Here is a 22,148-nt window from a genome sequence, read left to right on the forward strand (position 1 = left end):
CGAACCTCGATCACGCCAGCCCGCCCCACCTGCAGCTCGTCGGTGGATCGAGGCTTAGACTGGAGTGATGCGACCACTGACCGAAGCAGAGATCCGCGCGGCGATCCGCAACGCCGACGCCGACGAGATCGCTGAGATCGGCATGCCGCACGATCTCATCCTGATCGACTGGGACTACCTCGATTTCCTGTCGTGGCGGGATCCGGCATCCAGCCGCCGCGGCATCGTGATCGTAGAGAACGACGGGCGCGCCGAGGGGATCGTGCTGCGCTGCACCGACCCGAGTCGGGTGTCGTCGGGCATGTGCAACATCTGCCACACGCTGCAGCCGGGCAACCAGGTGGCGCTGTTCACGGCGCGACGCGGAGGGGCGAAGGGCAAGCGCGGCGACAGCGCCGGCACCTACATCTGCGCCGATCTGTCCTGCCACGAGAACGTGCGTCTTGCGCATCCGCTCGCGCCGAACGAGGTTCGCGCTCCCGGGCAGGCCGACATGCGTCTCGATGGCGCACGTACGCGCATGGAGCGCTTCGTCGAGCGGGTGCTCAGCGAGGCGTGAGCGGCCCGCCTTGATCCGCCTGCCCGGGTCAGCACACGTCAGACGGCGGATGCTGGGCCCCGGTCGCGGCTACGCTGGAACCCCGTCCCAGCACCATGGATCAAAGGAGAGTCATGACCGACGCCATCCTGTTCACCGTCGACGACGGCCTTGCACGACTGACGCTGAACCGCCCCGCGAGCCTGAACGCTTTCGATGTCGAGCTCGCCCACGGCTGGCGTGACGCCACTGCCGAGGCGGTCTCGCGCGATGATGTTCGTGCGATCCTCATCGATGCAGCCGGTCGTTCGTTCTGCGCGGGTGGGGACGTGCGGGCGATGGCGACCGGCATGGCTGGCGGCAGTGATCTCACGGCGCTCGCGCACATCATCAACGAGGGCATCCTCTCGCTCACGTCATCGTCGGTCCCCGTGGTCGCCGCCGCGCACGGCACAACGGCGGGCGGCGGGCTCGGCATCTTCATGTGCAGCGACTACGCCGTCATCGGCGGGCGCTCGAAGATCGGCAGCCTGTACGCGAACATCGGTCTGACCCCAGACCTCTCGGTGTCGGCGCACCTCGCGCGGGCCATCGGCGAGCGCCGGGCGCTGCAGCTGGTGCTGCAGGATCGCCTGCTCACGTCGGCCGAGGCCGTGGAGTGGGGATTGGCTGCCGAGGCCGTCGACGGAGCGGATGCTGACGCCGAAGCGGATGCTGTGCGCGAGCGCGCCGAGCAGATCGCCCGCTTCTGGCTGGCTGGCGCTGCGGGCGCCTACGGGCAGGCCAAGCGTCTCGTGCGCTCGCAGCCGGAGCGCTCATTCGCCGACCAGCTCGCCGAAGAGGCGCGGTCGATCGGCGCGGCCTTCGACACTCCTGATGCGCAGGCACGGGTCGCGGCGTTCGCGGCGGCGTCGTCGAAATCAGCGCGCTGAGCGGTGGCTGATCGCCGACCCTTCGGTTGTCCACAGGCCTTCGACCGGCATCCGCTGCCGTGGGAGGATGAGACCAGACCTTCAGGAGGGCACTCATGACTGACATCACGCCTCGAGCCGATCAGGCGCCGAAGGGATCGAAGCTACTGCGCGGCGCGATCTGGATCGCAATCGGTGCTCTGATCGCCGCCGCATTGGTGTGCGTCGTGTGGGTTCTGATCGGCGATCAGGACGGCATCATCGGGCGGGCGTTCCTCACGATCCTGCTGCTGGCGCTGTTCGCGGGAATCGCCATCGCCGAGTCGCACCTCGCTGAGAAGCGGCCAGACTGGCTGGCGCTGGCGAGCATGGTGACCTGGATCATCGTGCTGCTGGTCGGCGCGGTGAAGATCTGGCTCCCCGAGCCGAACGCGTCCTTCGGCTGGGTGATGGGCCGGTTCCTGCAGTTCTTGCTGGTCATCGGCATCCTGCAACTGGCTCTGGTTCACGTTCGTCTGTTCCAGACCGCGTCGCAGCGCTACATCACGACCTTCACGAAGGTCATCATGATGGTCACGTTCGCGCTGCTCGCCGCACTCGCCGCGATGCTGGTGTTCTTCCTGACGTTCCCCGACCTGTTCGAATACGTCGATCTGTACTGGCGGATCGTCATCGCACTGGCGATCCTCGTTGCGGTCGGCACCACGCTGATCCCGCTGCTGAACGCACTGTTCGCGCCGCGCAAGCCCCGCGAGCAGATGGCGCTGCCGCCGCAGGCCGCGCCGATGCAGACCGTCACGGGATGGCCCACCTATGCAGACGGCCGCACGCCGCTGCCGGTGATGCCTGACGGCACCCCCGACTGGAACGCGTACTACACCGGCCAGCCGACGTACGATCCGCGTGTGCAGGTGCCGAGCTTCCCCGTGGTGGATGCTGCTGCGCACGCGCCCTCGCAGGCTGCCGCGCCCTCGCAGGCGCCCGCGCCGGTGCCCGCGCAGGCGCCCGCGCAGCCAGCACCGCAGCACGCTGAACCGTTTGTGCCTTCCGCCCCGCCTGTGCCTTCGGCTCCGCCCGCGCCGCCCGCCCCGCCGGCGCCACCCGTGCCTCCGGCGGACGCACACGTGCCTCCGGCTGCCGCGCCGTCGCATGAGCCGCAGTTGCCGCCGCAGCCGGGTCAGCCGCAGCCGGGTCAGCCGCAGCATCCGACACCGCCGCCGGCGCCCGGGTCTTTCCTGCCTCCCGCGACGCCCGAGGCGCCACGATGAACGCTGTCGATCTCGGCGCGCTCGCCGCAGACATCGCTCGTGAGGCCGGCGAGCTTGCCCGGCGTCGCCGTGCTGAGGGCGTATCGCTGGCGGCGACCAAGTCGACGCTGGCCGATATCGTCACCGAAGCTGACCGCGAGGTCGAGCAGCTGATCCGCGAGCGGCTGCGCACAGAGCGACCAGAAGACGGCTTCCTCGGCGAGGAAACCGGCGCGGAGCAGGGGAAGAGCGGCCTCACCTGGGTGGTCGATCCCATCGACGGCACGGTCAACTACGCCTACGGCATCGGCGCCTATTCGGTGAGCATCGCTGTCGTCGAGGGCGAACCCGCGCCTGAGAAATGGCAGGGTGTCGCCGCGGCGGTGTCGGCGCCAGGACTCGGCGAGCTCTTCACCGCGGTGTGCGGCGAAGGCGCGTGGTTCGACGGCATCCGTCTGGCTGTGAATACCGAGACTCCCGCGGGAGCGCTGCTGGGCACCGGGTTCGGCTACGACCCGGCGACCCATGACGGCGATCTGGCGATGGTGCGCCGCGTGATGACGATCGCGCGCGACCTGCGGCGGATGGGGTCGGCGGCGATCGATCTGTCTTATGTGGCAGCCGGACGGCTCGATGGGTTTTTCGAGCGCGGGCTCAACCCGTGGGACTTCGCGGCCGGAGCGATCCTGGTACAGGAAGCCGGAGGGCGGGTCAGCCGCCTGGAGCTGGATGCTCCGCGGCCGATGCTGATCGCAGGCGGCCCCGCTGTCTACGAGCAGCTGCACACGATAATCTCGGGGGATTCCGCCGGAGCCTGAACAATTTGCCGCGGCTCATGGCATTCTCAGCTACGAGGCGCTATCGTTTACCTGATCGTTACTTTCGTTACCCGAATAGCGAGAGTTGCCGAGCGTCCCCCCGAGCTTGTCTACGACCTGAAAGTTCTGCCTTGCCACCTGTACGTCCTGAGGTTGTTTCTGCGCCTACGCGCCGTTCCAACCGACTCCGCGCAGCGTCTGCCGCCCCCGCGGATTCAGTGACTCCGGAGGACTCGCTCATTGCGGAGATCGATACGGCTGTGGTCGTCGAAACTCCCGCGCTGCTCGAGGCGACGCTGGCTGTGCCAGTCGACTTGGAACTCGGCACCGTGGAGATCTCTCCGGATGTCGAGGCAGTGGACACGACCATCGTGATGTCGAGTCGTCGCGCGCGGCGCATGGCTCAGCGCGTTGTGCCCGCAGTGCCGGCCGAGCCCGTGGAATCGCACGCTCCGGCTACGGACGCACTGCCAGAGACTCCTGTCGCTGCTGAGGCGCCCACCGTTGAGGCATTGATCTTCGATCTTCCCGACGCTGAGGACACAGCGGCATCCGATTCTGATGAGGCCGCAGCATCCGATGTCGATGTGTTCGCGGCAGCATCCGAACTCTTCGGCTTTGCTCCCATCGACGAGTCGGCGGCCGTTGCGGCAGCCGAGATCCCCGAAGCGGCGGAGCCGGTGACGGTCGGTGCGGCTCCGGTCGTGCCCCACATCGTCACGCGTCGTCAGCGTGTGGTGCGTCGCGTCGCCGCTGCGGGCGCGAGCTTCGGAATCATGGGCGTCGCCGGTCTCATCGCAGTGTCGATGACACTGCCCGCCAGCGCCAGCGCCGTTGCCGCGACGCAGCGCACCGATGCTCCGTCAGCCGCCTCGCTGGTGGCATCCACTGACGCCACGAAGGCGAAGAAGGTTGAAGACGGCGAGATCCAGGCGTTCGTCGCCTCGGACGGCGTTCAGGACGAGGCGCTCGCACGCAGCGATTCCTTCTCGACCGTGTCACTGCTCGATGTGGCAGCCGAAGAGGGCATCCGCTACTCCGACAGCCTGTACACGAACGATCCCGATGCGGCCATCCAGTGGCCGTTCATGGTGGGTGTCGCGATGAGCTCGGGGTATGGCGAGCGCTGGGGTCGTCTGCACGCCGGTATCGACCTGGTTCCTGGTGCTGGCGCACCCATCCAGGTGATCGCCGACGGAACAGTGCGCATCGCGACCGAATCCGGCGGTGCGTACGGTGTCACCGTGTACGTCGACCACGTGATCGACGGCCAGGTAGTCACCAGCCATTACGCCCACATGCAGCACGGTTCGATCCAGGTGCAGGTGGGGCAGAAGGTCAAGGTGGGCGACATCATCGGAAAGGTCGGCAACACCGGTCGTTCTTATGGTGCGCACCTGCATTTCGAGATCATCATCAACGGTTCCACGGTCAATCCGCTGACCTGGATGCGTGAGAACGCCGGTCGGTACGAGTACTGACACCTCGATTTCGTGAGAGCCGCCGACAGGTGATAATCTCATGTGGTTGCCCGGAAACGGGCAGCGCCCCGATAGCTCAGTGGCAGAGCACTTCCATGGTAAGGAAGGGGTCGTCAGTTCAATCCTGACTCGGGGCTCGCAGCATTCTTCTCCTGCGGATGGATGCCTCGCGGCAGGGTAGCTCAGCTGGTTAGAGCGCACGACTCATAATCGTGAGGTCGCGGGTTCAAGCCCCGCTCCTGCTACCAAATTGATAAGGCTGAAACCCACGACCTTACGATCAAGGATGGAACTCGGGTCCTCCTTGGTCTTGGTTGGGTGCTGCCAGGGGTTGGATGGGCTCTGCAGTCGCTCCGGTGTCGGGGTGGGGCGGCTGGGTTCGATCCCCTTTGCCACGTCGACGAGCGTCTCGAAAGGACGGGCGAGGTCGCTACGGATTTCGTCGTCGTTGTCTATGTAGATCTTGCGGAACAGTGCCTGATTGCACAGGCGTTTGCCGACGTCGTCGCTGAGGCTGTATAGGGCATGGCAGTTCTCGAGAAAGTCGACGGTGTCCGCGAGATATTCCTTGGTGTCTTGGTACTCGGAGTGCCGTTCCGTGATCAGCTGGCGAACCACTTCGAGTTCATCGCGGATGCGGTCCTGCTGGCGGATGAACTGGTTCATGTCGATGGCGTCGGCGAAGTGCAGTTCGAGCAGCTTGTCTTGCTCGCGGGTGAGACGGTCACGGGTTCGTATGAGCTCGGCGAGTTCCTGTGTGGAGGCGGCATGCTGCTTGTCGAAGTCGTCATCGATCCGGGTCCGAAGCGTGCGCTTCATTGTTGGTGTGGCCTGGATCGTCTTGTAGTGGTTGGTGATGAGCTTCTCCACCAACTCGATGGGCACGGCGCGACGGGTGCATGGAGTGCGGCGTGAGTTGCGGCCTGCGCAGATGAAGTACGGATAGATCGTCCCTGTCTTGCTCCGCGCGTGCTGGACGATCAGGCGGGAGCCGCACTGTCCGCAGTAGATGCTGCCTTTGAGGTAGTGGTCGTGGCGTTGGGTGCATTCGGCAGCGGAGGAATGAGCGCGCATCACTGTCTGGACTTGGTACCAGACCTCGGGTGGGATGATCGGCTCGTGCGCGCCGTTGTAGGTGACACCGCGATAGACGACATCGCCCTTGTAGTACGGGTTGCTGAGCATGCGGTGCAGCGAGCCGCTTCCGAGCGGCTTTGATGGACGCTTCGGTGTGGGAAGACTGACGAGGCCACGCGCGCGAAGCTCGTCGCGCAGGCGGGTGATGCTCCAGTCTCCGGTCGCGTATGCGCGGAACGCCCACGTGACCAGCGGGGCGCGGTCGGGGTCGATTTCGATGGTGCGGAGCTCGCGACCGACCTCGTCGCGCTTGCGGACGTTCAGGTAGCCGATCGGAGCTTTGGTGGGAGTGCCTCCCGTAGAGGCCTTCTGCACGAGACCCTTGGTGACTTCGGTGGCGAGGTTGCGGCTGTAGAACTCGGCGATGGAGGACATGATGCCGTGCAGCAGCATGCCAGACGGCGTCTCGTCGATGTTCTCCGTCGCGGAGACGAGCATCACGCCGGCCTCACGCAGCGCGAGATGGATGGTGACGTCGTCGGCGCGGTTGCGTGCGAGCCTGTCGACCTTGTGAACGATGCAGTACGAGATCCGGTGGGTCTTGACGTAGTCGATCATCTCCTGCAGCGCGGGACGGTCTGCCTTGCGGGCGGACTCGCCCGCGTCCACGAACTCTTTGACGATCCGGGCGCCCAGCGACTCCGCCTTCCGGTGGTTGGCTTCACGCTGTGCGGGGATGGAGAACCCCTCGTCGGTACCTCCCTTCTCCGCTTGCTCCCGCGTGGACACGCGCAAGTAGGTGATCGCCCGTGCATCGACCCCCGACGGGGGTTCTGGCATCAAGATCGCCCGGGTCTTCATCGGTCTGCTGTCCGTGCGAATTCAGCCAGATTCAGGATCTTCGGCGTCTCACCTGCATCGATGTCCACGGCGAGATGCACCTCGTCGACGCCGCAACGGTGCAGTTCTTCGACGATGGTGAAGAACGCTGGCCAAGAACGGGCGATGCGTCCCACGTCGTTGACGATGCAGATGCGGACATCGTGGAGGAGCACGTGCTGCAGGAGGGCATCCATGCCTGGCCTGTCAGCAGTCGTCATCCCAGATACGCCATCGTCATGGAACGAAGCCTCAAGACGGTAGCCGGTGCGTGAGGCGTACTTCTCGATGGCCTTGTGCATGACCTCGAAGTGGTCGCAGGCGTCGCGCCGAGCGGTCCGTATGTATCCGATGGCGGACTCAGGAGCAGAGTTGTCGCTCATGATTGTCTTCTCTCTTCGATGAGGATGACCGCACCGATATGCGGAGAGTGTGAAGACAACCCGAAGGCCTGGCCCCTTTCCACGAGGCCAGTGGGACCGGTCAAGCCGGTCAAGGTCACGCTCCGCACCCGGCGTCGCCAGAGGTGCGGCAATTCAATTCTATCCGTCTTCCTCCGCCTCTCGCCGGAAGTCTGGGGAGAGAGGTGTTGTGGATGGTGAGCTGCTGCCGTGATCCTGGCGAGAACGGTCGGCACGTTGTCCAGCGAGACGGATTAGCGCCTGCGAGAGTTTGTCGAGGTCCGGTTCATCGTGTGGATCCGTACGGACGCGCCAGGATTGCTCGGTCGGACGGTGTTGGCGGGGCATGATCATCTCCTGGGCTACGCTCGCGTCGGTCGTGTGTCGGGTTGGGTTCTGTGGGGCGAGTAGGCGCACGCTGATGCGGCCCGTGGACAGTGCTATGGATAGGGTCCAGGCTCGCAGCGCTGGTGAGAGCGCATAGTGTTTGCGAGCGATCTACCCGCTACCGCGAGCTTCTCGTGCGGCTTCCTTGGCTTCCCGAGCGCGGACATCGGCGACGGCGAACTCGACGAAGTCGGCATCGCGATCGTCGATGCGTGTCTCCTGGTCGTCTTCCTCTCGTGCGTCTTCACCGGGCCAGACCGTCTGCCGAGTTGGCCTGTCGTATTGGAGTTTCGTGCCGTTGATGGTGACCCAGTTGCGGAGCCGGTTGCAGGCGGCGGCGAAGTCCGCGTGCCACAGGAGCGGTGCGGAACCATCTCGAGTGGGGTGGTAGCAGGTGAGCCAGTGGGTGTGCAGGGCGGAGAGTTCCCAGATGAGTTCCCAGTGCCGGTGCCACATGGGCGGGATGATCGCCGCGGGCAGGCCGTAGGTCGCGCGGAGCCAGTTCACCCAGCCGTTGAGCTGCAACCACTCGTGCTCGGCTTCCCGTGCGGACAGCAGGTTCCAGTTGATCGGCGCCGGAGGAGGCGCCGGGGCAGTGAACGAGGGCCCCTCGGTCGGGGCACTGCGAGGGCCGGAGGGCTCAGGTTCAGGCTGGTCGAGCTCGGGAATGTCGTCCGGGTCGAAGCCTTCGTCGTCCATGCTGCCGCCTCCTCCGATTACTGTCGCTACATGCAGAGGTGCCCTCTCATTCCCACCCCACAGTGCCCCACCGATCGGGGGAGTCCTCGCCCCTGGGATAGCCACTGAGGGCATCGGCCTGGGGCGAAGGTCGGAGGTGCTCGGTAAAGTAGAGGGGTCAGCAAGCCGCGTGATGGCGGGCGAGGAGGTGAGGCCGGTGACCGATTCGGATCGCGGAAAACGCGAACAGGGAGCGTCGACTTCGACTTCCGTGTCGTCGACCTGAACGCCGCAGAACGATGGGGGTCGGGGATGATCGAACCGCCGCCGGACAAATCGACATGGCCTCCTGGATTGCCGAGGACGATCGCCGAGTATGCCGACGCGTACCTGGCTGATCTGCTTGACCCGTTGACTGCCGACATGCGACACGTGATCGTCCAGAGCCTCACGATGGGCTACCTGGGTGGGCCGTTCCCGGATAGGGAAATGGTACAGCGCCTGATCGAAGTGCAGACCGGGCGGATCACGCCGGCCCAGTACGACTCGTGGGTGATGGAGAGCGTGGGGCGTCTGCCGACCGCGGAGCCGGGAGGTGGCATCGGGCACATTTTGGGGCGCCTGGAGAACGGGTACGAGGTCGGCGGCACGAGGGAGAAGATGCTGGAACTGCTTTCCGCCATGGACGACACCACCTCACTCGTACCGGCGATCACCGACGCCGCGAACCGCGGACTGCTGAGCCGCGCCGAAGCCGACGCCGTATTGTCAGCCGCTCTGAGCCTTCCGGTGTTGCCGCCGGTGGTTCCCCTGCCGGACGATATCGAGCCGTTGCCGGATAACTATCCGCCGCCGACGCCGGGCTACGGGTGCGTGTCGATCCCGGCCGGGACCGTGATCCACGGGTTCGCAACCCTCGATGCCTATCAGGCGTCGCGGGAGATCATCCACCGTGTCAGCGCAGGAGAACTGGATCCGGCGGAGGGCGAGCAGATGCTCGAGGCTCTCAAGAGCGACTACATCGCCGGGGAACCATCTACCGACGCAGGATAGGCCGGACGCCCCCGCGCGCACCGACAGCGAAGACACTTCGCCGGAACCCGGTCGTCCCGTTCCGCTACAAGAACGGCCCATCCCTGGATGTGTCCGCGGAGTGGACCATGTCCCGGAGGAGAGCCGTCACCGAGACCTGTGGATCGGGAGCTGGATGTGGGGCGGGGTCGGCGCGCGACCCCAGCGACGGCCGATAATCGCGCACGTCCTGCTTGTCGAACGGTGCACGCACGCTCGGAGTCGACGCGTCGGCGCGGCCTGCCGGGGCATGTATGACGGCTGGGTCTGGGGCGCTGCCACCTGGCATGGTTGCGCCTGGTTGCTGGTTCGCTCAGTTCAGCGAGCTTGGCGTCGATCTCATCCAGCCGCGCGTGCGCGGCGCGGAGTGCTTCCGCGTGCTTGAAGGGGACGCCGATGCGCTGTTCGGCTTCGTCGAGAGTTTCCTGCTCTTGGCGGATTTCGTTGGTGAGTGTTTCGATGATGGTGGGGAGTTGGGAGGCGCGGTTCTCGAGGCGTTGTATCAGGCCGACGGTGGGGGAGAGGATCTGGTCGCGGGGGAGCCCGAAGCTGGTGCGGGGGAGGTTCTCGAGGGAGAAGTGCACCTGCACGGTCCCGAAGCTCGCGGACGCGCGGGCGTGGATCTGGAGCCCTGAGACGGAGCCGAGTCGTCCAAGGTCGCGTTCGGCGTAGTCGGAGAGGTATTGGATGTTCTGATCGCGCGCCCAGTAGGCGACGGCTTCGGCGGCGTCCACGCGGGAGTCGTAGTGGTGGCCCGAGATGGTGATCTGGAAGCGGTCGCCGCTGGTGTCGCGGATCCGGGGGAGTGCTGCGGTGAGCGCTGCGATGTCGCGCTGGGCGTGGTCGATGATCTCTGCGGCGCGGGACTTGGTGTGGTGCAGCATGGACTGGTTGCGGGAGTGGGCGCGTTCGAGGCGTTGCAGTTTCGTGTAGTCGTTCTGCGCGATGGATTTCTCCAGCATGAGCGGGTTGCCGGAGGCGATCGCTTTGGCTTCGGCGGCGGAGAGGGCTGCGGAGTCGATCTCTTCGATTTCGCGGACGTCGAGGCTGCCGCGCATGATCTGCCCGATGAACCGCGCTTTTCGTTCGATGCCCTGCCACATGTACGAGTCGAACGACCCTTCGGTGACGATACGGGTGATGACCACTTCGTCGTTCTGGTTGCCTTGTCGGATCACGCGTCCTTCGCGTTGGGCGATGTCGCTGGGCCGCCACGGGCAGTCGAGGTGGTGCAGGGCGACCGCCCTGGCTTGGACGTTCGTGCCGACGCCCATCTTCTCGGTCGACCCGACGAGGACGGCGATGTGGCCGGTGCGGGCGGCGGCGAACAGTCGTGCTTTGTCGGTGTCGGTCTTCGCTTCGTGCATGAACCGGACCGCACCGTCGGGCATCCCGCGCTGCTGGAGCTGGGCGCGGAGTTCGTCGTATACGTTCCAGCGGTCCTTGTTCGGGGTGCCGAGGTCGCAGAACACCAGCTGCAGCCCGCCGCGCACCGGGGACGGCTCATCGGTCGTCGGGTCGGTGAACGAGCGGTCGGCGTGCTGGTTCCAGACGCGGTGGATCATGTCGGCGGCGACATCCACCTTGGAGGGGCCAGATGGGGTGGCGGGGAGGACGAGGCGGACGTCGAGGGCTGCTTTGCGGCCGTCGGTGGAGATCTTCAGCATGTTGTCCTCGTCCGGGCGGACGGCTTTGCTCTGGACGCGTTCGGCACGGGTTGCGATGTCATCGATGTACGCCTGCAGCTCCCGGGTGGGTTCGATCACAACCGTGTCCGCGGCCCGCTTCCCATCTCCGCGTTCGGCGATCTCCGGCACGGGAAGCTTCAGGTCTTCGGCGGTCTTCACGTCGGCGAACACGGACCACAGCCGCAGCATCTCGGGGACGTTCTGGAATCTCGCGAAGCGTGTCTTGAGGCGGAAGGAGCTGCCGGTGGGGGACATCTCCATCTCGGTGACGGTCTCCCCGAACGTTGCCGCCCACGCGTCGAAGTGCCCGAGGCCGGCTTCTTCGAGGAGGTCGGGGCGCAGGTAGCGTTGCATGACGTACGCCTCGGTCACGGAGTTCGCGATGGGAGTCGCGGTGGCGCCGGTGACGACCCGGTCATGTCCCCGGTGGCGGAGGGATTCGAGTTTCAGGTGCAGGTCGCTGGCACGTTCGGAGCCGTCGATGGAGGCGTCGCGGATGTTGGATTCGGTGGCGAGGTTCTTGTACATGTGCATCTCGTCGACGACGACGTAGGGGAATGCTGAAGCTTTGGTTGACTCCAGGACTGCTTTGATCTGATCGATCGGGGCGGGAAGGATGAGAGTCATGCCAGTGAAGTTTTCGGAGGAGTTCAAGCGCGATGCGGTCGCGCTTGTGCTCGCGCAAGGGATGTCGCAGAAGCAGGTCTGCGCAGATTTGGGGATCTCAAAGTCCGCGCTGCAAGCGTGGGTGCGTAACGCTGAGCTGAGCGGCCGGGGGATCGTCCCCGCGGCGTCCGGTGACGGGGTGGCGCAGCGCGAGCAGGCGAAGATGCTGAAGCGGATCCGTGAGTTGGAGATGGAGAACGAGATCCTCCGGAGGGCTGCAGCGTATCTGTCGCAGGCGAACCTGAAGATCGGATCGGCCAGCCCAAAATAGTGTTCCCGCTCGTCCGTGAGATGGCCGCGGCCGGCACCCGTTCTGGGGTGTCGGTCGCGGTGGCGTGCAGGATCCTCGGCTTCTCCAAACAGGCGTACTACCAGTGGCTGCGCAAGCCGTGCTCGGATCGTGATTGGGACGAGGCGCACCTGATCAACGCCGCCCGGGACGTGTGGGACGAGGACCGATGCCAGGGGTACCGGCTCATCGCGGACGAGCTCGTCGATGACGGCTGGCAGGTCTCGGAACGCCGGGTGTGGCGGGTGTGCTCGCAGGAGGGCATGTTCTCGGCGGCGCACCGCCGCAAGGGGCGCCGGAAGCATCGCCGACCGGGTCCTGCCGTGCACGATGATCTCGTGAACCGTGAGTTCACCGCCGATGCGCCGAACCGGGTGTGGCTCACGGACATCACCGAGCACCGGACGAACGAGGGCAAGGTGTATCTCTGCGCGGTCAAGGACGTGTTCAGCAACCGCATCGTGGGGTACTCGATCAGTGACCGGATGAAGGCCCGACTGACCGTCGACGCGCTCGAGGACGCCGTCGGCCGCCGCGGGAACCCGGTCGGGGTGATCGTGCATTCGGACAGGGGCAGTCAATTTCGAAGCCGGAAATACCGGCGGACGCTGCGCCGCCACAAGCTTCGCGGATCGATGGGAAGAGTGGGCGCGTGCGCGGACAATGCTGCGATGGAGAACTGGTTCAGCCTGCTGCAGAAGAACGTCCTAAACCAGCACTCCTGGGCCACCCGCGAAGACCTCCGCCTCACGATCGTGTACTGGATCGAAGCCCGCTACCACCGACGACGACGTCAACGACGGCTCGGAAGATTGACCCCCATCGAGTTCGAGACCATCATGAAAGACCCCGCCTGTCTGGCGGCATAAGGAAACGAGTCAACCAAAGGCTCAGCATTCCCTCGGCGGCATCGGCGCAGTGGTTGACGACGGCGTTCATGCTGACGATGGCTGTCGTGATTCCCGTGACCGGCGTCCTCCTCCAGCGGTACACGCTGCGTCGCAACTTCTTCACCGCCATGGGGCTGTTCGCCGTCGGCAGCGCGGTCGCGGCGTTCGCTCCCACCTTCGACGTGCTCCTGGTCGCTCGGGTGGTGCAGGCGCTGGGCACCTCGATCATGCTGCCGCTGCTGTTCACGACGGTGATGCAGTTGGTCGCAGCGGAGAAGCGGGGCAGGACGATGGGGCTGGTCGCTATCGTGACCGCGGCCGCGCCCGCGCTGGGTCCGACGGTGTCGGGTGTGATCGTGTCGTCGCTGGGCTGGCAGTGGGTGTTCATCCTCGTGCTGCCCATCGCGGTCCTCGCGATCGCTGGGGGAGCGGTGTGGTTGCGGAATGTGACTCCGACGATGTCCGCCCGCTTCGACGTCCTCTCCGTGCTGCTGTCTGCCTTCGGCTTCTCCGGCGTCGTCTACGGGTTGGCGAGCATCGGGGAGGAGGCAGGGAGCGAGGGTGGTCTTCCGATCTGGGTTCCGCTGAGCATCGGCATTGTCGCGTTGGTCGCTCTGGTGGTTCGCCAGCTCGCGCTGCGCGAGACCGATCGGGTGCTGCTGGACGTGAGGGTCTTCACGGGCCGTCTGTTCACGGTGTCGACCGTGATGATCGTGACGGTCTCCATCTCGTTGTTCGGCTCCCTCATCCTGCTGCCGCTGTACGTGCAACAGGTGCTCGGCGAGCCCGCATATATCGCTGGTCTCATGCTGCTGCCGGGCGGTCTCCTCTCCGGCATCCTCGCCCCGTTCGTCGGCATGGTGTACGACAAGGTCGGCCCGCGCATCCTGATCCTCCCGGGAGCGGTGATCGCGACCGGCGCGATGTTCGCGTTCTCGACCCTCGGTACGAGCACGCCGGTGGGACTCGTGATCGGGATGCACATGCTGCTCAGCGTCGGGACGGCGCTCATGATGACCCCGCTCATGACCACAGCCCTCGGCTCGGTCGCCCCGAAGCTGTATTCGCACGCGAGTGCGATCGTGAACACGCTGCAACAGGTCGCCGGCGCCGCCGGCACCGCCCTGTTCATCACACTGTTCACGGTCGTATCCACCGCCACGATCAGCGGGGACGCGCTCACCGGCCTCGCAGACGGCGTCGGCACCGCGTTCCGCATCGGCGGTTTCATCAGCATCGCAGGCATCGCCCTCGCCCTGTTCCTGCGAAAGCCCGACCCGGCATCCACCACCTCACCGGCGCCCGGAGACGATCAGACTCAGACTGAAGACGCAGAGAGCGAGGTGCCGGCATGAGCACCATGCACACAGAGATCCTGGTCATCGGCGGTGGCCCCGCAGGGCTGAGTGCCGCGCTCACCCTGAGCCGTGCACGCCGAGATGTGGTGGTGCTGGACAGCGGCGAGCCGCGCAACGCCCCCGCCCAAAGAGCGCACGGACTCCTCGGATTGGAAGGCATCCGGCCCCTCGACCTCCTCGCCAGGGGACGTGAGGAAGTCACCTCCTACGGAGGCCGGATCATCCACGACCGCGTCGCCCACGCGCAGGCGGATGACGGTGCGTTCCAGGTGGAGGCCGAGAGCGGGCGCCGAATCCAGGCAGGCACACTGCTCATCGCCACCGGCACTCGCGACATCCTGCCCGACCTCCCCGGTCTCGCCGAACGATGGGGACGTGACGTCATCCACTGCCCCTACTGCCACGGCTGGGAGATCCGGGACCAGCGCATCGGAGTCCTCGCCACCGGGCCCATGTCCGCCATGCAAGCACTCATGTTCGGCCAATGGAGCCCGCAGGTGCAGTTCTACCCGCAAGGGCTCGACTACCCGGCCGACCAGCTCGCCAAGCTCACCGCCACCGGCATCACGATCGCGGACAGGCGGGTCACCGGGCTCGCCGTCCAGGGCGATGCGCTTACCGGTGTCGTCCTCGACGATACGAGGGTGAATCCGCTCGATGCTCTCGTCGTTCCCGCGACGACTCGTGCCCGCCTCGACGGACTCGACGGCCTCGGACTCCAGATCGAGGAGTCCGAGGCAGCGACCACTCTTGTGGCCGATGCCGCCGGGCACACCAGCGTGCCCGGGGTGTGGGCGGCAGGAAACGTCGTGAACCCCGCCATGCAGATCAGCGAGGCCGCGGCGAATGGCGCCCGCGTGGCCATGACCCTCAACACCGAGCTCATCTTCCAGCACGCCGAAAACAAGACCCAGGAGTCCGTCTCATGAGCAAGCCCGTCCGCGTCGATGTCTGGTCCGACGTGCAATGCATCTGGTGCTACATCTCCAGTGCCCGCCTCCGCACCGCCATCCAGCAGCACCCCGGCCCCGTCGACGTGACGTACCACTCCTTCCAGCTCACACCGGACGCGCCCCTCGAGATCGACCGCGAGGAGCAGATCCGCAAACACGGCGGGAACTCGGCACGGATGCAGCAGATCATGACCCAGCTGCGCCAGCTCACCGCCGCTGAGGATCTCCCGTACGACCCCGACCGCACCCGACCGACCAACTCGCGGATGGCGCTCGAACTCCTCCACCATGCCGGCACCCACGGCAGACGCGCCGAACTGACCGAACGGCTCTTCACCGCCCACTTCGGCGAAGGCCGCCACATCGGACGCATCGACGAACTCCTCGCCATCGCCCGCGAGGTTGGTATCGACCCCGACGACGCGCGTCAGGCGCTCACCGAGAAGCGCCACGCGGCAGGGGTCGACGCCGACATCGCCCAGGCCCATGCGTATGGCGCCAGGGGTGTCCCGTTCTACATCGTCAACGACACCTGGAGGCTTTCCGGAGCGCAACCCGGCGAACAATTCCTCGCCGCGTTCGAACAGGCCGCACGAGCATGACAGACCCGACGAACACCGACAATCCCTCGCTGCTCACCGGTGATGCCGACGCGATCTGCGCCGACGGGATCTGCGAGATACCTCCACCAGCGGTCCCCTCGAAAGGGTGCTGAGGGAACCGGACGCCGAGTGCTCTGGAGAGGGTGGAAAGACCGAAACACCAAGCCGGACGGTAGATCTGACCGAGAAAATGACGGCGGGAATGTAGCAAGTGCCACTCGTCCAGTCGACACCCGCCGCGCGGGGAGCTGAACTCCTGCCCCGCCCGAACAGGCGACCACGCCAGGGGCCGGAAACCCGTATGAAACCAACGGTTTTCGTGGTGGCTGCAACATGCGTGTCCATCCAGATACGCGCAGGAACGCACTCGGTGCCCCATCGTCTGCCTCATGGGCGGTGTCCTCGAATGGCGTGCAGCGGGCGGATCAGGTTCCTCGCCCGCGGCCGGCGGCGATGCCGTCCTGCTCGCCTCAGACGTGCCGTTCGATTACGACCCCGAGGGCGCGGCGAATCGCGTGCGATCTGCGGCTTCACCCTCACCGGCTCTTCTCGGCAGAGGGTGTGGCCGGGTATCGAGAAGTGTGATCGCACCGATGATGACGGCGCGGATCGACCATGCGAAGTAGTCGTCGGGAGTGAGGCCTGCTTCGGTGCCGACGGCCGCGGGGAGGGTGGTGAGGTCTGCGCGTTCGGCGATGGCTTCCGGCTTGTTCCTCGGGCGGCCGCCTCTGATGTGGACGAGTTCTGCGAGGGCGATGGCGTGCTCGGAGACGGTGGAGACCAGCCACGCGGCGTATCGGGGCGTCAGGTCGTGGCGGCGAACGTAGGCAGTCATCACCTCATCGATGCGTGCGACGCCTCGTTGGGAGGTCGCGTCGATCTGTGCCAGGTAGGGGCCGATGCCGGGATAGTCGTGCACAAACCGACGCAGCGCGAATGCGAGGTCCAGGATGTCTTCTTCGAGATCGCGACCGGCAGGTGCGGGAGGCGTGTGCCGGTCGATGATGCCCTCGGCGACCACCCGACGCAATACGTCGGCGCTCTCCACGTGGTTGTACACCGCGACGGTGCTGACGCCGAGTTGTGCCGCGATGGACTTGACCGTCACGTTCGGCAGGGTGATGGCGATCCCCGCATCCACGATCCGTTCCTCCGTGACAAGGCGAGGACGCCGCGGCGACACATTCATACTCCCAGCCTCTCTCACTTGCCTCTCACGAGTCCACAAAGTTAGTTTATCCTTAGTAAAGTTATTCGGGAGACGCGCTGGAGGTTGATCGACATGGACGAGACGGCACTGAGACACCTCGCCGCTGGGGTGCTGAACCATCCCGAGCATGCCGCGGGTCTTGGACATCTGGGCCTGCGGATCGAGGCGGTGACGATGCTCCCTTCCGGGCTTGTCCGGATCGGCGGTGTCTTGAGCGAGGTGACCGACCCCGCCCAGTGGGCGACACCGAACACGACGGTTCGCCTGTCTGTTCCCGTCCCCGACGATGAGCCCGTGTCGCGCGTGTACACGATCCGACGCTTCGATCCCTCCTCGAATCGGGTGGACATCGATTTCGTCGTTCATCCGGAGCCGAGCCCGGTCATGCGCTGGCTCGCGGTCGTCGCACCCGGTGACAAGATCGCAGTGGCAGGGCCACGACAGCATCAACTTCCACTGTTCGCTCCCGCCAAGCGGGTGCTGCTCCTCGCGGATTCATCGGCGGTCCCCGCGCTCGCCTCGATCCTCGCGCACTGGCCACCAGGGGTACCGGCGTCCGTGCACGCCACTGTCGCGCGCGAGGACGAGCTTGCCGAACTGCCGCCAGTCGAGGGTGTCGACGTGGAGGCGATCACGGCGGCGCCTGGGGGCGCGACTCTGCTGTTGCAGGTGGCCGAGAGGACATCGGCCGTCCCCGAGTTCTCGGTATGGGCCGCCGGTGAGCGCGACGAGATGAAGGCCATACGCTCCCACTTCCGACACGCGATCGGACTCCCGAAAGAGGCCGTCCAGGTCTTCGGCTACTGGAAGCATGGCGTCTCCAACACCACCCTCGACATTCATCGCATCCTGCACCTGAAGACGCTCCTCGACCAAGGAAAGGGGATGGCCGAGTTCGATGAATTCGACATCAACGCCTGAACCCACTCCCGAGCGCGCCGTGGCCGCAACGACGGCGAGACTCTTCTCGACACGGACTCTCCTCGTGTGCGCGGCCCTCGCTGTCGTCGCCGGGGTGATCGCACAGCTCTCCCGCGTGCTCGGTGTCGCCATCCAAGCGATCGTGCCGTGGTTGAGCTTCCCCGCACCCCTGCCCTGGTTCCTCGGCATCATGGTCGCCGTCGCCCTGTTCCGTCGCCCCGGCGTCGCCCTGATCACCGGGTTCCTCGGCATGGTCGCCTCCGCAGGAGGACTGGTGCTCGTCGGCGGGATCATCATTGAGCTCGTCTTCCTCACCGGCCGCTACCGTCGGTGGAGTCCTGCCCGCTACTACCTGGCTGCTGGCCTCATCGCCGTCGTGAACTTCGGGTTCATGTACCTCTACGCCGACTTCACCACGTTGCCAATACTCGTCCAGATCCTCGCCTTCCTGATCAGGCTCGGTCTCTACCTCGGCTACGCCTGGCTCGCGCTCTGGACCACCGCCCAGCTCGAAAGAGCCGGCATCCATGGTGTCAGCAAGGCCCGGAGCGCATCATGAGCGCCCCAATACCGACCCAGACTGCTCGCCGAACCGCACCCGGAACACCCAGGAGAAGGATCGCGCTCCTCGTCGGCGCGGCCGCCGGTCTGATCCACACCAGCTTCAGCCTCCTGTGGGCCGCAGGCGGCACCCTCCTCCTCGACACCGTTGGCCCCTGGGCCAGCACTCTCGCCGCCGCGGACCCCACCCGTCTTCAGCTCACGTTCGCGATCCTCGCCCTGGTCAAAGCCTCAGCCGCCCTCATCCCATTGCTGCTCCTGCTCCCGCACCCGCCATTGCAGCGCACGATCACTGCCATCTCCTGGATCGGCGGCATCACGCTGTTGGCAGTCTCTGCATGGCGCATCATCGGCAACCTCGCCATCCTGGTTCAGGGAGCACCCTATCCAGCGGAGACCGATCATCTTTCACTCCTGTGGAACACCGCTCTCTGGCAACCGCTGTTCTTCATCTGGGGCGCGGCGCTGATTATCGCTCTGATCCCCCTGAAGTCGAAGCGGGAGCCTTGAGCCGACCTGGCCAGTTCGCCGCGGGTTCGGTTTACCGTGCCTCGTGCGGGCTGCGTGGCCGGGCGTCGTGGTGGAGTATCTCGCCGCGGGTGAGAGGCCCATTCCTGTGGGTACCGGTGAATCATTGGGACCAGCGGACGACGGTGGTGCCGAACGCTTGGGGGACGTGAACCGATCCGTTCCCCTTCGCGCACTCAGCCCTCAATCGGCGCTCAGCCGAATGATTGCGTAGTTGAAGCGGAGCCTGCCTGGGGATAACTCCACCGCGATACGCACGCCAGCAACGCCGGTTGCACATGAGTTAGCACGTAGAAACGCAGCAGCCGATCATGCCGGAGGCCCGGAAACAAGCGTCCTCAACCCCAGGCCTTCAACCCCTCCACGAGCTCAGCTCAGAACTGAGCCTGTTCGCGTCCGCGCGGCGGCGCTTACCCGTCCCGGCCAGGATCACGGTGGCGAGCCATTCCCCGTCCGGCCCCACCTGGGACGCGGTATCGATCTTGATGGTATCCCACCCGATCAGCGATCCGTCGAGCGCCTGGACGACGATCTTATGGTCACCAAACACCGCATCCGCGGGGATCGTCACCACGGTGTCGCCTGCAGCGTCCAGGGTGACGGTACCGAGCAGCACCGGAGTGGAGTGGAGCCACACGCCGCCGGATCTAGTGGATTCTTGCCAGGTAGTCGGCGACGGCGTGCGTGTCGCCGGTATCGGTGATGAGGGCGATGTAGCCGTCTGGTCGGATGAGCACGAGCGAGCGGGGGGTCGCGTGGTAGGCCTGTGCCAGATGGCCTCCGGCGTCCGTGATCTCGTCGGGGCGGGTCGGGTGCTCGACGATGTGCAGCGTCTGGAGGTCGGAGCCGGCAGCGTCGACCGTGGTGGTTCCCGTGAAGTCCAGGAGTGTGAAGCGGCCGCCGCGCGTGAGGTCGAACAGCCGATGCTCGGCATCCGCATCCGCATCGGCGAGCCGGGTCGCGTCGGGGGCGCGGTCTCCGGCGCGCTGCTCGGCGGCATCTCCTCGGTCGTCCTGCGCCAGGGCGGAGCCGCGGTAGCCGACGTCGAGTTGGATCGTGCTCGCGTCGCGGCGGGTCGATGGGCCCTTCTGCTCGAGGGCCTGCGTGAGGCGGGCGTCCGAGAGCTCGAGGACGCTCGCGGCGATCGGCCGCCGCTCGGCCTCATAGCTGTCCAGCAGCGCGTCCGGGGCGCCGGCGGCGGCGGCGGCGAGCTTCCAGGAGAGGTTGTGCGCGTCCTGGATGCCGGTGTTCATGCCCTGTCCGCCGGCCGGGGAGTGGACGTGTGCCGCGTCCCCGGCGAGGAGCACGCGCCCGGCACGGTAGCGGTCGGCGAGGCGGACGTTGGCGCGCCAGAGCGTGGACCACTCGGGTTCGTGCAGGCGGATGTCGGTGCGACTGCTGCGCCGCTCCAGGATCGCCTGGAGGTTCTCCAGCGCGGTCTCCGCGTTCTGCCCGGGCGTGATGCTGGCCTGGAACTGGAACAGGGCGGTGGAGGGGAGTGGGCACAGGCTGACGGCGCCTTCGGGATGCCGCCACATGTGCCAGGCGTCCCGGTCCAGTCCCTCGACGGCGAGATCGGCGACGAGCATCCGCACGCCCTCGCGCGTCTCACCCGTGAACGCGATCCCGGACTGCTTACGGACGATGCTGCGCCCGCCGTCGCAGCCGACGAGCCACCGCGCGATGATCGTGGCCTTCTCCCCGGCTGTGACGATCGTCGCCGACACCGCATCGCCGGACTGCTCCACGCGCTCCAGCGTCGTACCGAACTCGACGTCGCCGCCGAACTCGGCCAGCCGCGACCGGAGCGCCTGCTCTACCCTCCACTGGGGCGTGATGAGGCTCGTCGTGTAGGGGATGTCCGGCCGGTTTCTCAGCGACTCCGGCTCGGCGCCGCCGAGCGTCACCGCGCCGTCGGGTCCGGTCGACCGCATCGGCATCGCCATCCGGCCGTGAGAGAGCACGCGGTCGATGATGCCGAGGTCTTCGAACACCTCCAGGGTGCGCGGCTGCACACCTTTGCCGCGAGATCCGGGCTGCGGGCCGGCGCCTGCTTCGATCAGGCGGAAGGGGATGCCCTTCCGTGCGAGCTCACAGGCCAGCGTGAGGCCGGTGGGACCGGCCCCGACGATCAGCACCATGGTCTCCGCTGGCGTCGGCGATGTCGCGTCGCTCATCTTCCATCCTCCTTTAAGAAAGTAAAACCTTTCTATAGGGTAGGCGTGGTTGCTGAGAAAGTAAAGACTGTCTATCGTCGAACCATGCCCACCGCGTCCACCGAGCCGTCGCGTCGACGTCGGCATGGCAAGCAGCTCGAGGCGGAGCTGCTGGCAGCGGCGTGGGAGGAGCTGGTCGAGGCCGGTTACGGCCGGCTCACGATGGATTCGGTGGCCCGGCGCGCGCGCACGAGTGAGCCGGTGCTGTACCGCCGGTGGGCCAACAAGGACGAGCTGGTCCTCGCCGCGATCGAGCGCCATAGAGACGCCAACCCCGTCGCGGTCCCGGACACCGGCTCCCTGCGCGGTGATCTGATCGCCTACCTGACGGCGATGAGCGAGGCGCGCGCGACCTTCTTCGCCGTCGCGGTGGCCGCCGCCTTCTCGGGCCTGCTCGCCGAGACTGGCCTGACCCCCGCCCAGGTCCGCGAAAGGGTCATGTCCGTCGAGGCGCTCCCCTCCAGCCGTGACATCTACCGGCGCGCTCGCGATCGCGGTGAGCTCGACCTCGGACGCATCCCGGCCGCGGTGCTGAGCATGCCGTTCGAACTGGTGCGGCACGACCTGATCATGGACCTCCGACCCCTGAAGCGCTCCCGCATCCGCGCCATCGTCGACGAACTCTTCCTGCCCCTCGTCGGACTCGACGGGCGGTGACGGCCCGCGTGCTCCAACCGGAAGCATTGGAGCGCTGCTGAAATCAGCACCGAGTTCCCGACCGGCACTCTCCGTCGTTCTTCGGGAGATCAATTGCGGATCCTCGATCTCAATGGTTAGG

20 protein-coding genes, 2 tRNA genes and 1 pseudogene are annotated in these 22,148 nt (G+C 66.2%); 16 read left to right on the plus strand and 7 right to left on the minus strand.

Annotated features, from left to right (window positions below; all coding sequences use genetic code 11):
- Positions 1-67 precede the first annotated feature (67 nt).
- The 7 genes from FM104_RS15415 to FM104_RS15445 all read left to right on the plus strand — a co-directional run bounded on the left by FM104_RS15415 (position 68) and on the right by FM104_RS15445 (position 5,243).
- Complete coding sequence (locus FM104_RS15415; protein ID WP_087133116.1) at positions 68-559, plus strand: FBP domain-containing protein; 492 nt, start codon at positions 68-70, stop codon at positions 557-559.
- A 113-nt stretch (positions 560-672) separates the two neighbouring features.
- Complete coding sequence (locus FM104_RS15420) at positions 673-1,470, plus strand: enoyl-CoA hydratase/isomerase family protein (RefSeq protein ID WP_087133117.1); 798 nt, start codon at positions 673-675, stop codon at positions 1,468-1,470.
- Positions 1,471-1,565: 95 nt separating this feature from the next.
- Positions 1,566-2,717 carry a hypothetical protein gene (locus FM104_RS15425; RefSeq protein WP_087133118.1) on the plus strand — a complete coding sequence of 384 codons (1,152 nt, stop codon included), beginning with the start codon at positions 1,566-1,568 and terminating at the stop codon, positions 2,715-2,717.
- Positions 2,714-3,514 (plus strand): inositol monophosphatase family protein, encoded by an 801-nt coding sequence (locus FM104_RS15430; RefSeq protein ID WP_087133119.1) that lies wholly within the window; start codon positions 2,714-2,716, stop codon positions 3,512-3,514. The genes FM104_RS15425 and FM104_RS15430 overlap by 4 nt, the downstream gene beginning before the upstream one ends.
- A gap of 218 nt (positions 3,515-3,732) precedes the next feature.
- The gene (locus FM104_RS15435; protein ID WP_256971699.1) at positions 3,733-4,995 is read left to right on the plus strand and encodes a M23 family metallopeptidase; all 1,263 of its coding nucleotides are present in this window, start codon (positions 3,733-3,735) and stop codon (positions 4,993-4,995) included.
- A gap of 65 nt (positions 4,996-5,060) precedes the next feature.
- Positions 5,061-5,132, plus strand: a tRNA-Thr gene (locus FM104_RS15440).
- Between the two features lie 34 nt (positions 5,133-5,166).
- A tRNA-Met gene (locus FM104_RS15445) sits at positions 5,167-5,243 on the plus strand.
- Here the strand turns inward: FM104_RS15445 and FM104_RS15450 are convergent.
- The 3 genes from FM104_RS15450 to FM104_RS15460 all read right to left on the minus strand — a co-directional run bounded on the left by FM104_RS15450 (position 5,200) and on the right by FM104_RS15460 (position 8,438).
- The gene (locus FM104_RS15450) at positions 5,200-6,933 is read right to left on the minus strand and encodes a recombinase family protein (RefSeq protein ID WP_087133153.1); all 1,734 of its coding nucleotides are present in this window, start codon (positions 6,931-6,933) and stop codon (positions 5,200-5,202) included. The two genes, FM104_RS15445 and FM104_RS15450, sit on opposite strands and share 44 nt — an antisense overlap.
- Positions 6,930-7,334: a recombinase family protein gene (locus tag FM104_RS15455; RefSeq protein WP_087133121.1), complete on the minus strand. Its 405-nt coding sequence runs from the start codon at positions 7,332-7,334 to the stop codon at positions 6,930-6,932. Before FM104_RS15455 ends, FM104_RS15450 begins: the two co-directional genes overlap by 4 nt.
- Positions 7,335-7,850: 516 nt before the next feature.
- Positions 7,851-8,438: a hypothetical protein gene (locus FM104_RS15460; protein WP_087055030.1), complete on the minus strand. Its 588-nt coding sequence runs from the start codon at positions 8,436-8,438 to the stop codon at positions 7,851-7,853.
- 291 nt (positions 8,439-8,729) lie between these two features.
- Here FM104_RS15460 and FM104_RS15465 point away from each other — a divergent pair, with 291 nt between their 5' ends.
- Entirely contained in the window at positions 8,730-9,470 is a 741-nt protein-coding gene (locus FM104_RS15465; RefSeq protein ID WP_087133122.1) for a hypothetical protein, read from the plus strand.
- On the opposite strand, the gene FM104_RS15470 is transcribed toward FM104_RS15465, so the two are convergent.
- Positions 9,434-11,803 carry a helicase-related protein gene (locus tag FM104_RS15470; RefSeq protein ID WP_087133123.1) on the minus strand — a complete coding sequence of 790 codons (2,370 nt, stop codon included), beginning with the start codon at positions 11,801-11,803 and terminating at the stop codon, positions 9,434-9,436. The genes FM104_RS15465 and FM104_RS15470 overlap by 37 nt on opposite strands.
- Here FM104_RS15470 and FM104_RS15475 point away from each other — a divergent pair.
- The 4 genes and pseudogenes from FM104_RS15475 to FM104_RS15490 all read left to right on the plus strand — a co-directional run bounded on the left by FM104_RS15475 (position 11,802) and on the right by FM104_RS15490 (position 15,934).
- Positions 11,802-13,000: pseudogene (locus FM104_RS15475) on the plus strand (IS3 family transposase). The gene FM104_RS15470 and the pseudogene FM104_RS15475 overlap by 2 nt on opposite strands.
- 26 nt (positions 13,001-13,026) lie before the next feature.
- Positions 13,027-14,376, plus strand: coding sequence for a DHA2 family efflux MFS transporter permease subunit (locus tag FM104_RS15480; RefSeq protein ID WP_256971703.1), 1,350 nt, complete (start codon positions 13,027-13,029; stop codon positions 14,374-14,376).
- Positions 14,373-15,308: an NAD(P)/FAD-dependent oxidoreductase gene (locus FM104_RS15485; protein ID WP_087133126.1), complete on the plus strand. Its 936-nt coding sequence runs from the start codon at positions 14,373-14,375 to the stop codon at positions 15,306-15,308. The genes FM104_RS15480 and FM104_RS15485 overlap by 4 nt, the downstream gene beginning before the upstream one ends.
- Positions 15,305-15,934 carry a DsbA family oxidoreductase gene (locus tag FM104_RS15490; protein ID WP_087133127.1) on the plus strand — a complete coding sequence of 210 codons (630 nt, stop codon included), beginning with the start codon at positions 15,305-15,307 and terminating at the stop codon, positions 15,932-15,934. The genes FM104_RS15485 and FM104_RS15490 overlap by 4 nt, the downstream gene beginning before the upstream one ends.
- Before the next feature lie 487 nt (positions 15,935-16,421).
- Here FM104_RS15490 and FM104_RS15495 read toward each other — a convergent pair whose 3' ends face one another.
- Complete coding sequence (locus FM104_RS15495; RefSeq protein WP_143738468.1) at positions 16,422-17,075, minus strand: hypothetical protein; 654 nt, start codon at positions 17,073-17,075, stop codon at positions 16,422-16,424.
- Between the two features lie 141 nt (positions 17,076-17,216).
- Here FM104_RS15495 and FM104_RS15500 point away from each other — a divergent pair, with 141 nt between their 5' ends.
- Genes FM104_RS15500 through FM104_RS15510 form a run of 3 tightly spaced genes read left to right on the plus strand, consistent with a single transcriptional unit; the run spans position 17,217 to position 19,136 of the window.
- Entirely contained in the window at positions 17,217-18,065 is an 849-nt protein-coding gene (locus FM104_RS15500; RefSeq protein ID WP_087133129.1) for a siderophore-interacting protein, read from the plus strand.
- Positions 18,043-18,624 (plus strand): ECF transporter S component, encoded by a 582-nt coding sequence (locus tag FM104_RS15505; protein WP_087133130.1) that lies wholly within the window; start codon positions 18,043-18,045, stop codon positions 18,622-18,624. The genes FM104_RS15500 and FM104_RS15505 overlap by 23 nt, the downstream gene beginning before the upstream one ends.
- Complete coding sequence (locus FM104_RS15510; protein WP_087133131.1) at positions 18,621-19,136, plus strand: DUF3995 domain-containing protein; 516 nt, start codon at positions 18,621-18,623, stop codon at positions 19,134-19,136. Before FM104_RS15505 ends, FM104_RS15510 begins: the two co-directional genes overlap by 4 nt.
- A gap of 370 nt (positions 19,137-19,506) precedes the next feature.
- On the opposite strand, the gene FM104_RS15515 is transcribed toward FM104_RS15510, so the two are convergent.
- Positions 19,507-19,791 (minus strand): hypothetical protein, encoded by a 285-nt coding sequence (locus FM104_RS15515; protein ID WP_087133132.1) that lies wholly within the window; start codon positions 19,789-19,791, stop codon positions 19,507-19,509.
- A gap of 10 nt (positions 19,792-19,801) precedes the next feature.
- The gene (locus tag FM104_RS15520; protein ID WP_087133133.1) at positions 19,802-21,331 is read right to left on the minus strand and encodes an FAD-dependent oxidoreductase; all 1,530 of its coding nucleotides are present in this window, start codon (positions 21,329-21,331) and stop codon (positions 19,802-19,804) included.
- An 84-nt stretch (positions 21,332-21,415) separates the two neighbouring features.
- On the opposite strand from FM104_RS15520, the gene FM104_RS15525 reads away from it, so the two are divergent.
- Entirely contained in the window at positions 21,416-22,027 is a 612-nt protein-coding gene (locus FM104_RS15525; RefSeq protein WP_087133134.1) for a TetR/AcrR family transcriptional regulator, read from the plus strand.
- Positions 22,028-22,148: the final 121 nt, after the last annotated feature.

The sequence above is a fragment of the Microbacterium esteraromaticum genome, from assembly GCF_900163815.1.
Lineage (GTDB): Bacteria > Actinomycetota > Actinomycetes > Actinomycetales > Microbacteriaceae > Microbacterium > Microbacterium esteraromaticum_B.

Bases quoted from the DNA above. Each gene is read 5' to 3' on its own strand.
- FM104_RS15415 (WP_087133116.1), top strand. From the start codon at position 68: ATGCGACCACTGACCGAAGCAGAGATCCGCGCGGCGATCCGCAACGCC.
- FM104_RS15420 (WP_087133117.1), top strand. From the start codon at position 673: ATGACCGACGCCATCCTGTTCACCGTCGACGACGGCCTTGCACGACTG.
- FM104_RS15425 (WP_087133118.1), top strand. From the start codon at position 1,566: ATGACTGACATCACGCCTCGAGCCGATCAGGCGCCGAAGGGATCGAAG.
- FM104_RS15430 (WP_087133119.1), top strand. From the start codon at position 2,714: ATGAACGCTGTCGATCTCGGCGCGCTCGCCGCAGACATCGCTCGTGAG.
- FM104_RS15450 (WP_087133153.1), bottom strand. From the start codon at position 6,933: ATGAAGACCCGGGCGATCTTGATGCCAGAACCCCCGTCGGGGGTCGAT.
- FM104_RS15455 (WP_087133121.1), bottom strand. From the start codon at position 7,334: ATGAGCGACAACTCTGCTCCTGAGTCCGCCATCGGATACATACGGACC.
- FM104_RS15460 (WP_087055030.1), bottom strand. From the start codon at position 8,438: ATGGACGACGAAGGCTTCGACCCGGACGACATTCCCGAGCTCGACCAG.
- FM104_RS15465 (WP_087133122.1), top strand. From the start codon at position 8,730: ATGATCGAACCGCCGCCGGACAAATCGACATGGCCTCCTGGATTGCCG.
- FM104_RS15470 (WP_087133123.1), bottom strand. From the start codon at position 11,803: ATGACTCTCATCCTTCCCGCCCCGATCGATCAGATCAAAGCAGTCCTG.
- FM104_RS15485 (WP_087133126.1), top strand. From the start codon at position 14,373: ATGAGCACCATGCACACAGAGATCCTGGTCATCGGCGGTGGCCCCGCA.
- FM104_RS15490 (WP_087133127.1), top strand. From the start codon at position 15,305: ATGAGCAAGCCCGTCCGCGTCGATGTCTGGTCCGACGTGCAATGCATC.
- FM104_RS15500 (WP_087133129.1), top strand. From the start codon at position 17,217: ATGGACGAGACGGCACTGAGACACCTCGCCGCTGGGGTGCTGAACCAT.
- FM104_RS15505 (WP_087133130.1), top strand. From the start codon at position 18,043: ATGAATTCGACATCAACGCCTGAACCCACTCCCGAGCGCGCCGTGGCC.
- FM104_RS15510 (WP_087133131.1), top strand. From the start codon at position 18,621: ATGAGCGCCCCAATACCGACCCAGACTGCTCGCCGAACCGCACCCGGA.
- FM104_RS15520 (WP_087133133.1), bottom strand. From the start codon at position 21,331: ATGAGCGACGCGACATCGCCGACGCCAGCGGAGACCATGGTGCTGATC.
- FM104_RS15525 (WP_087133134.1), top strand. From the start codon at position 21,416: ATGCCCACCGCGTCCACCGAGCCGTCGCGTCGACGTCGGCATGGCAAG.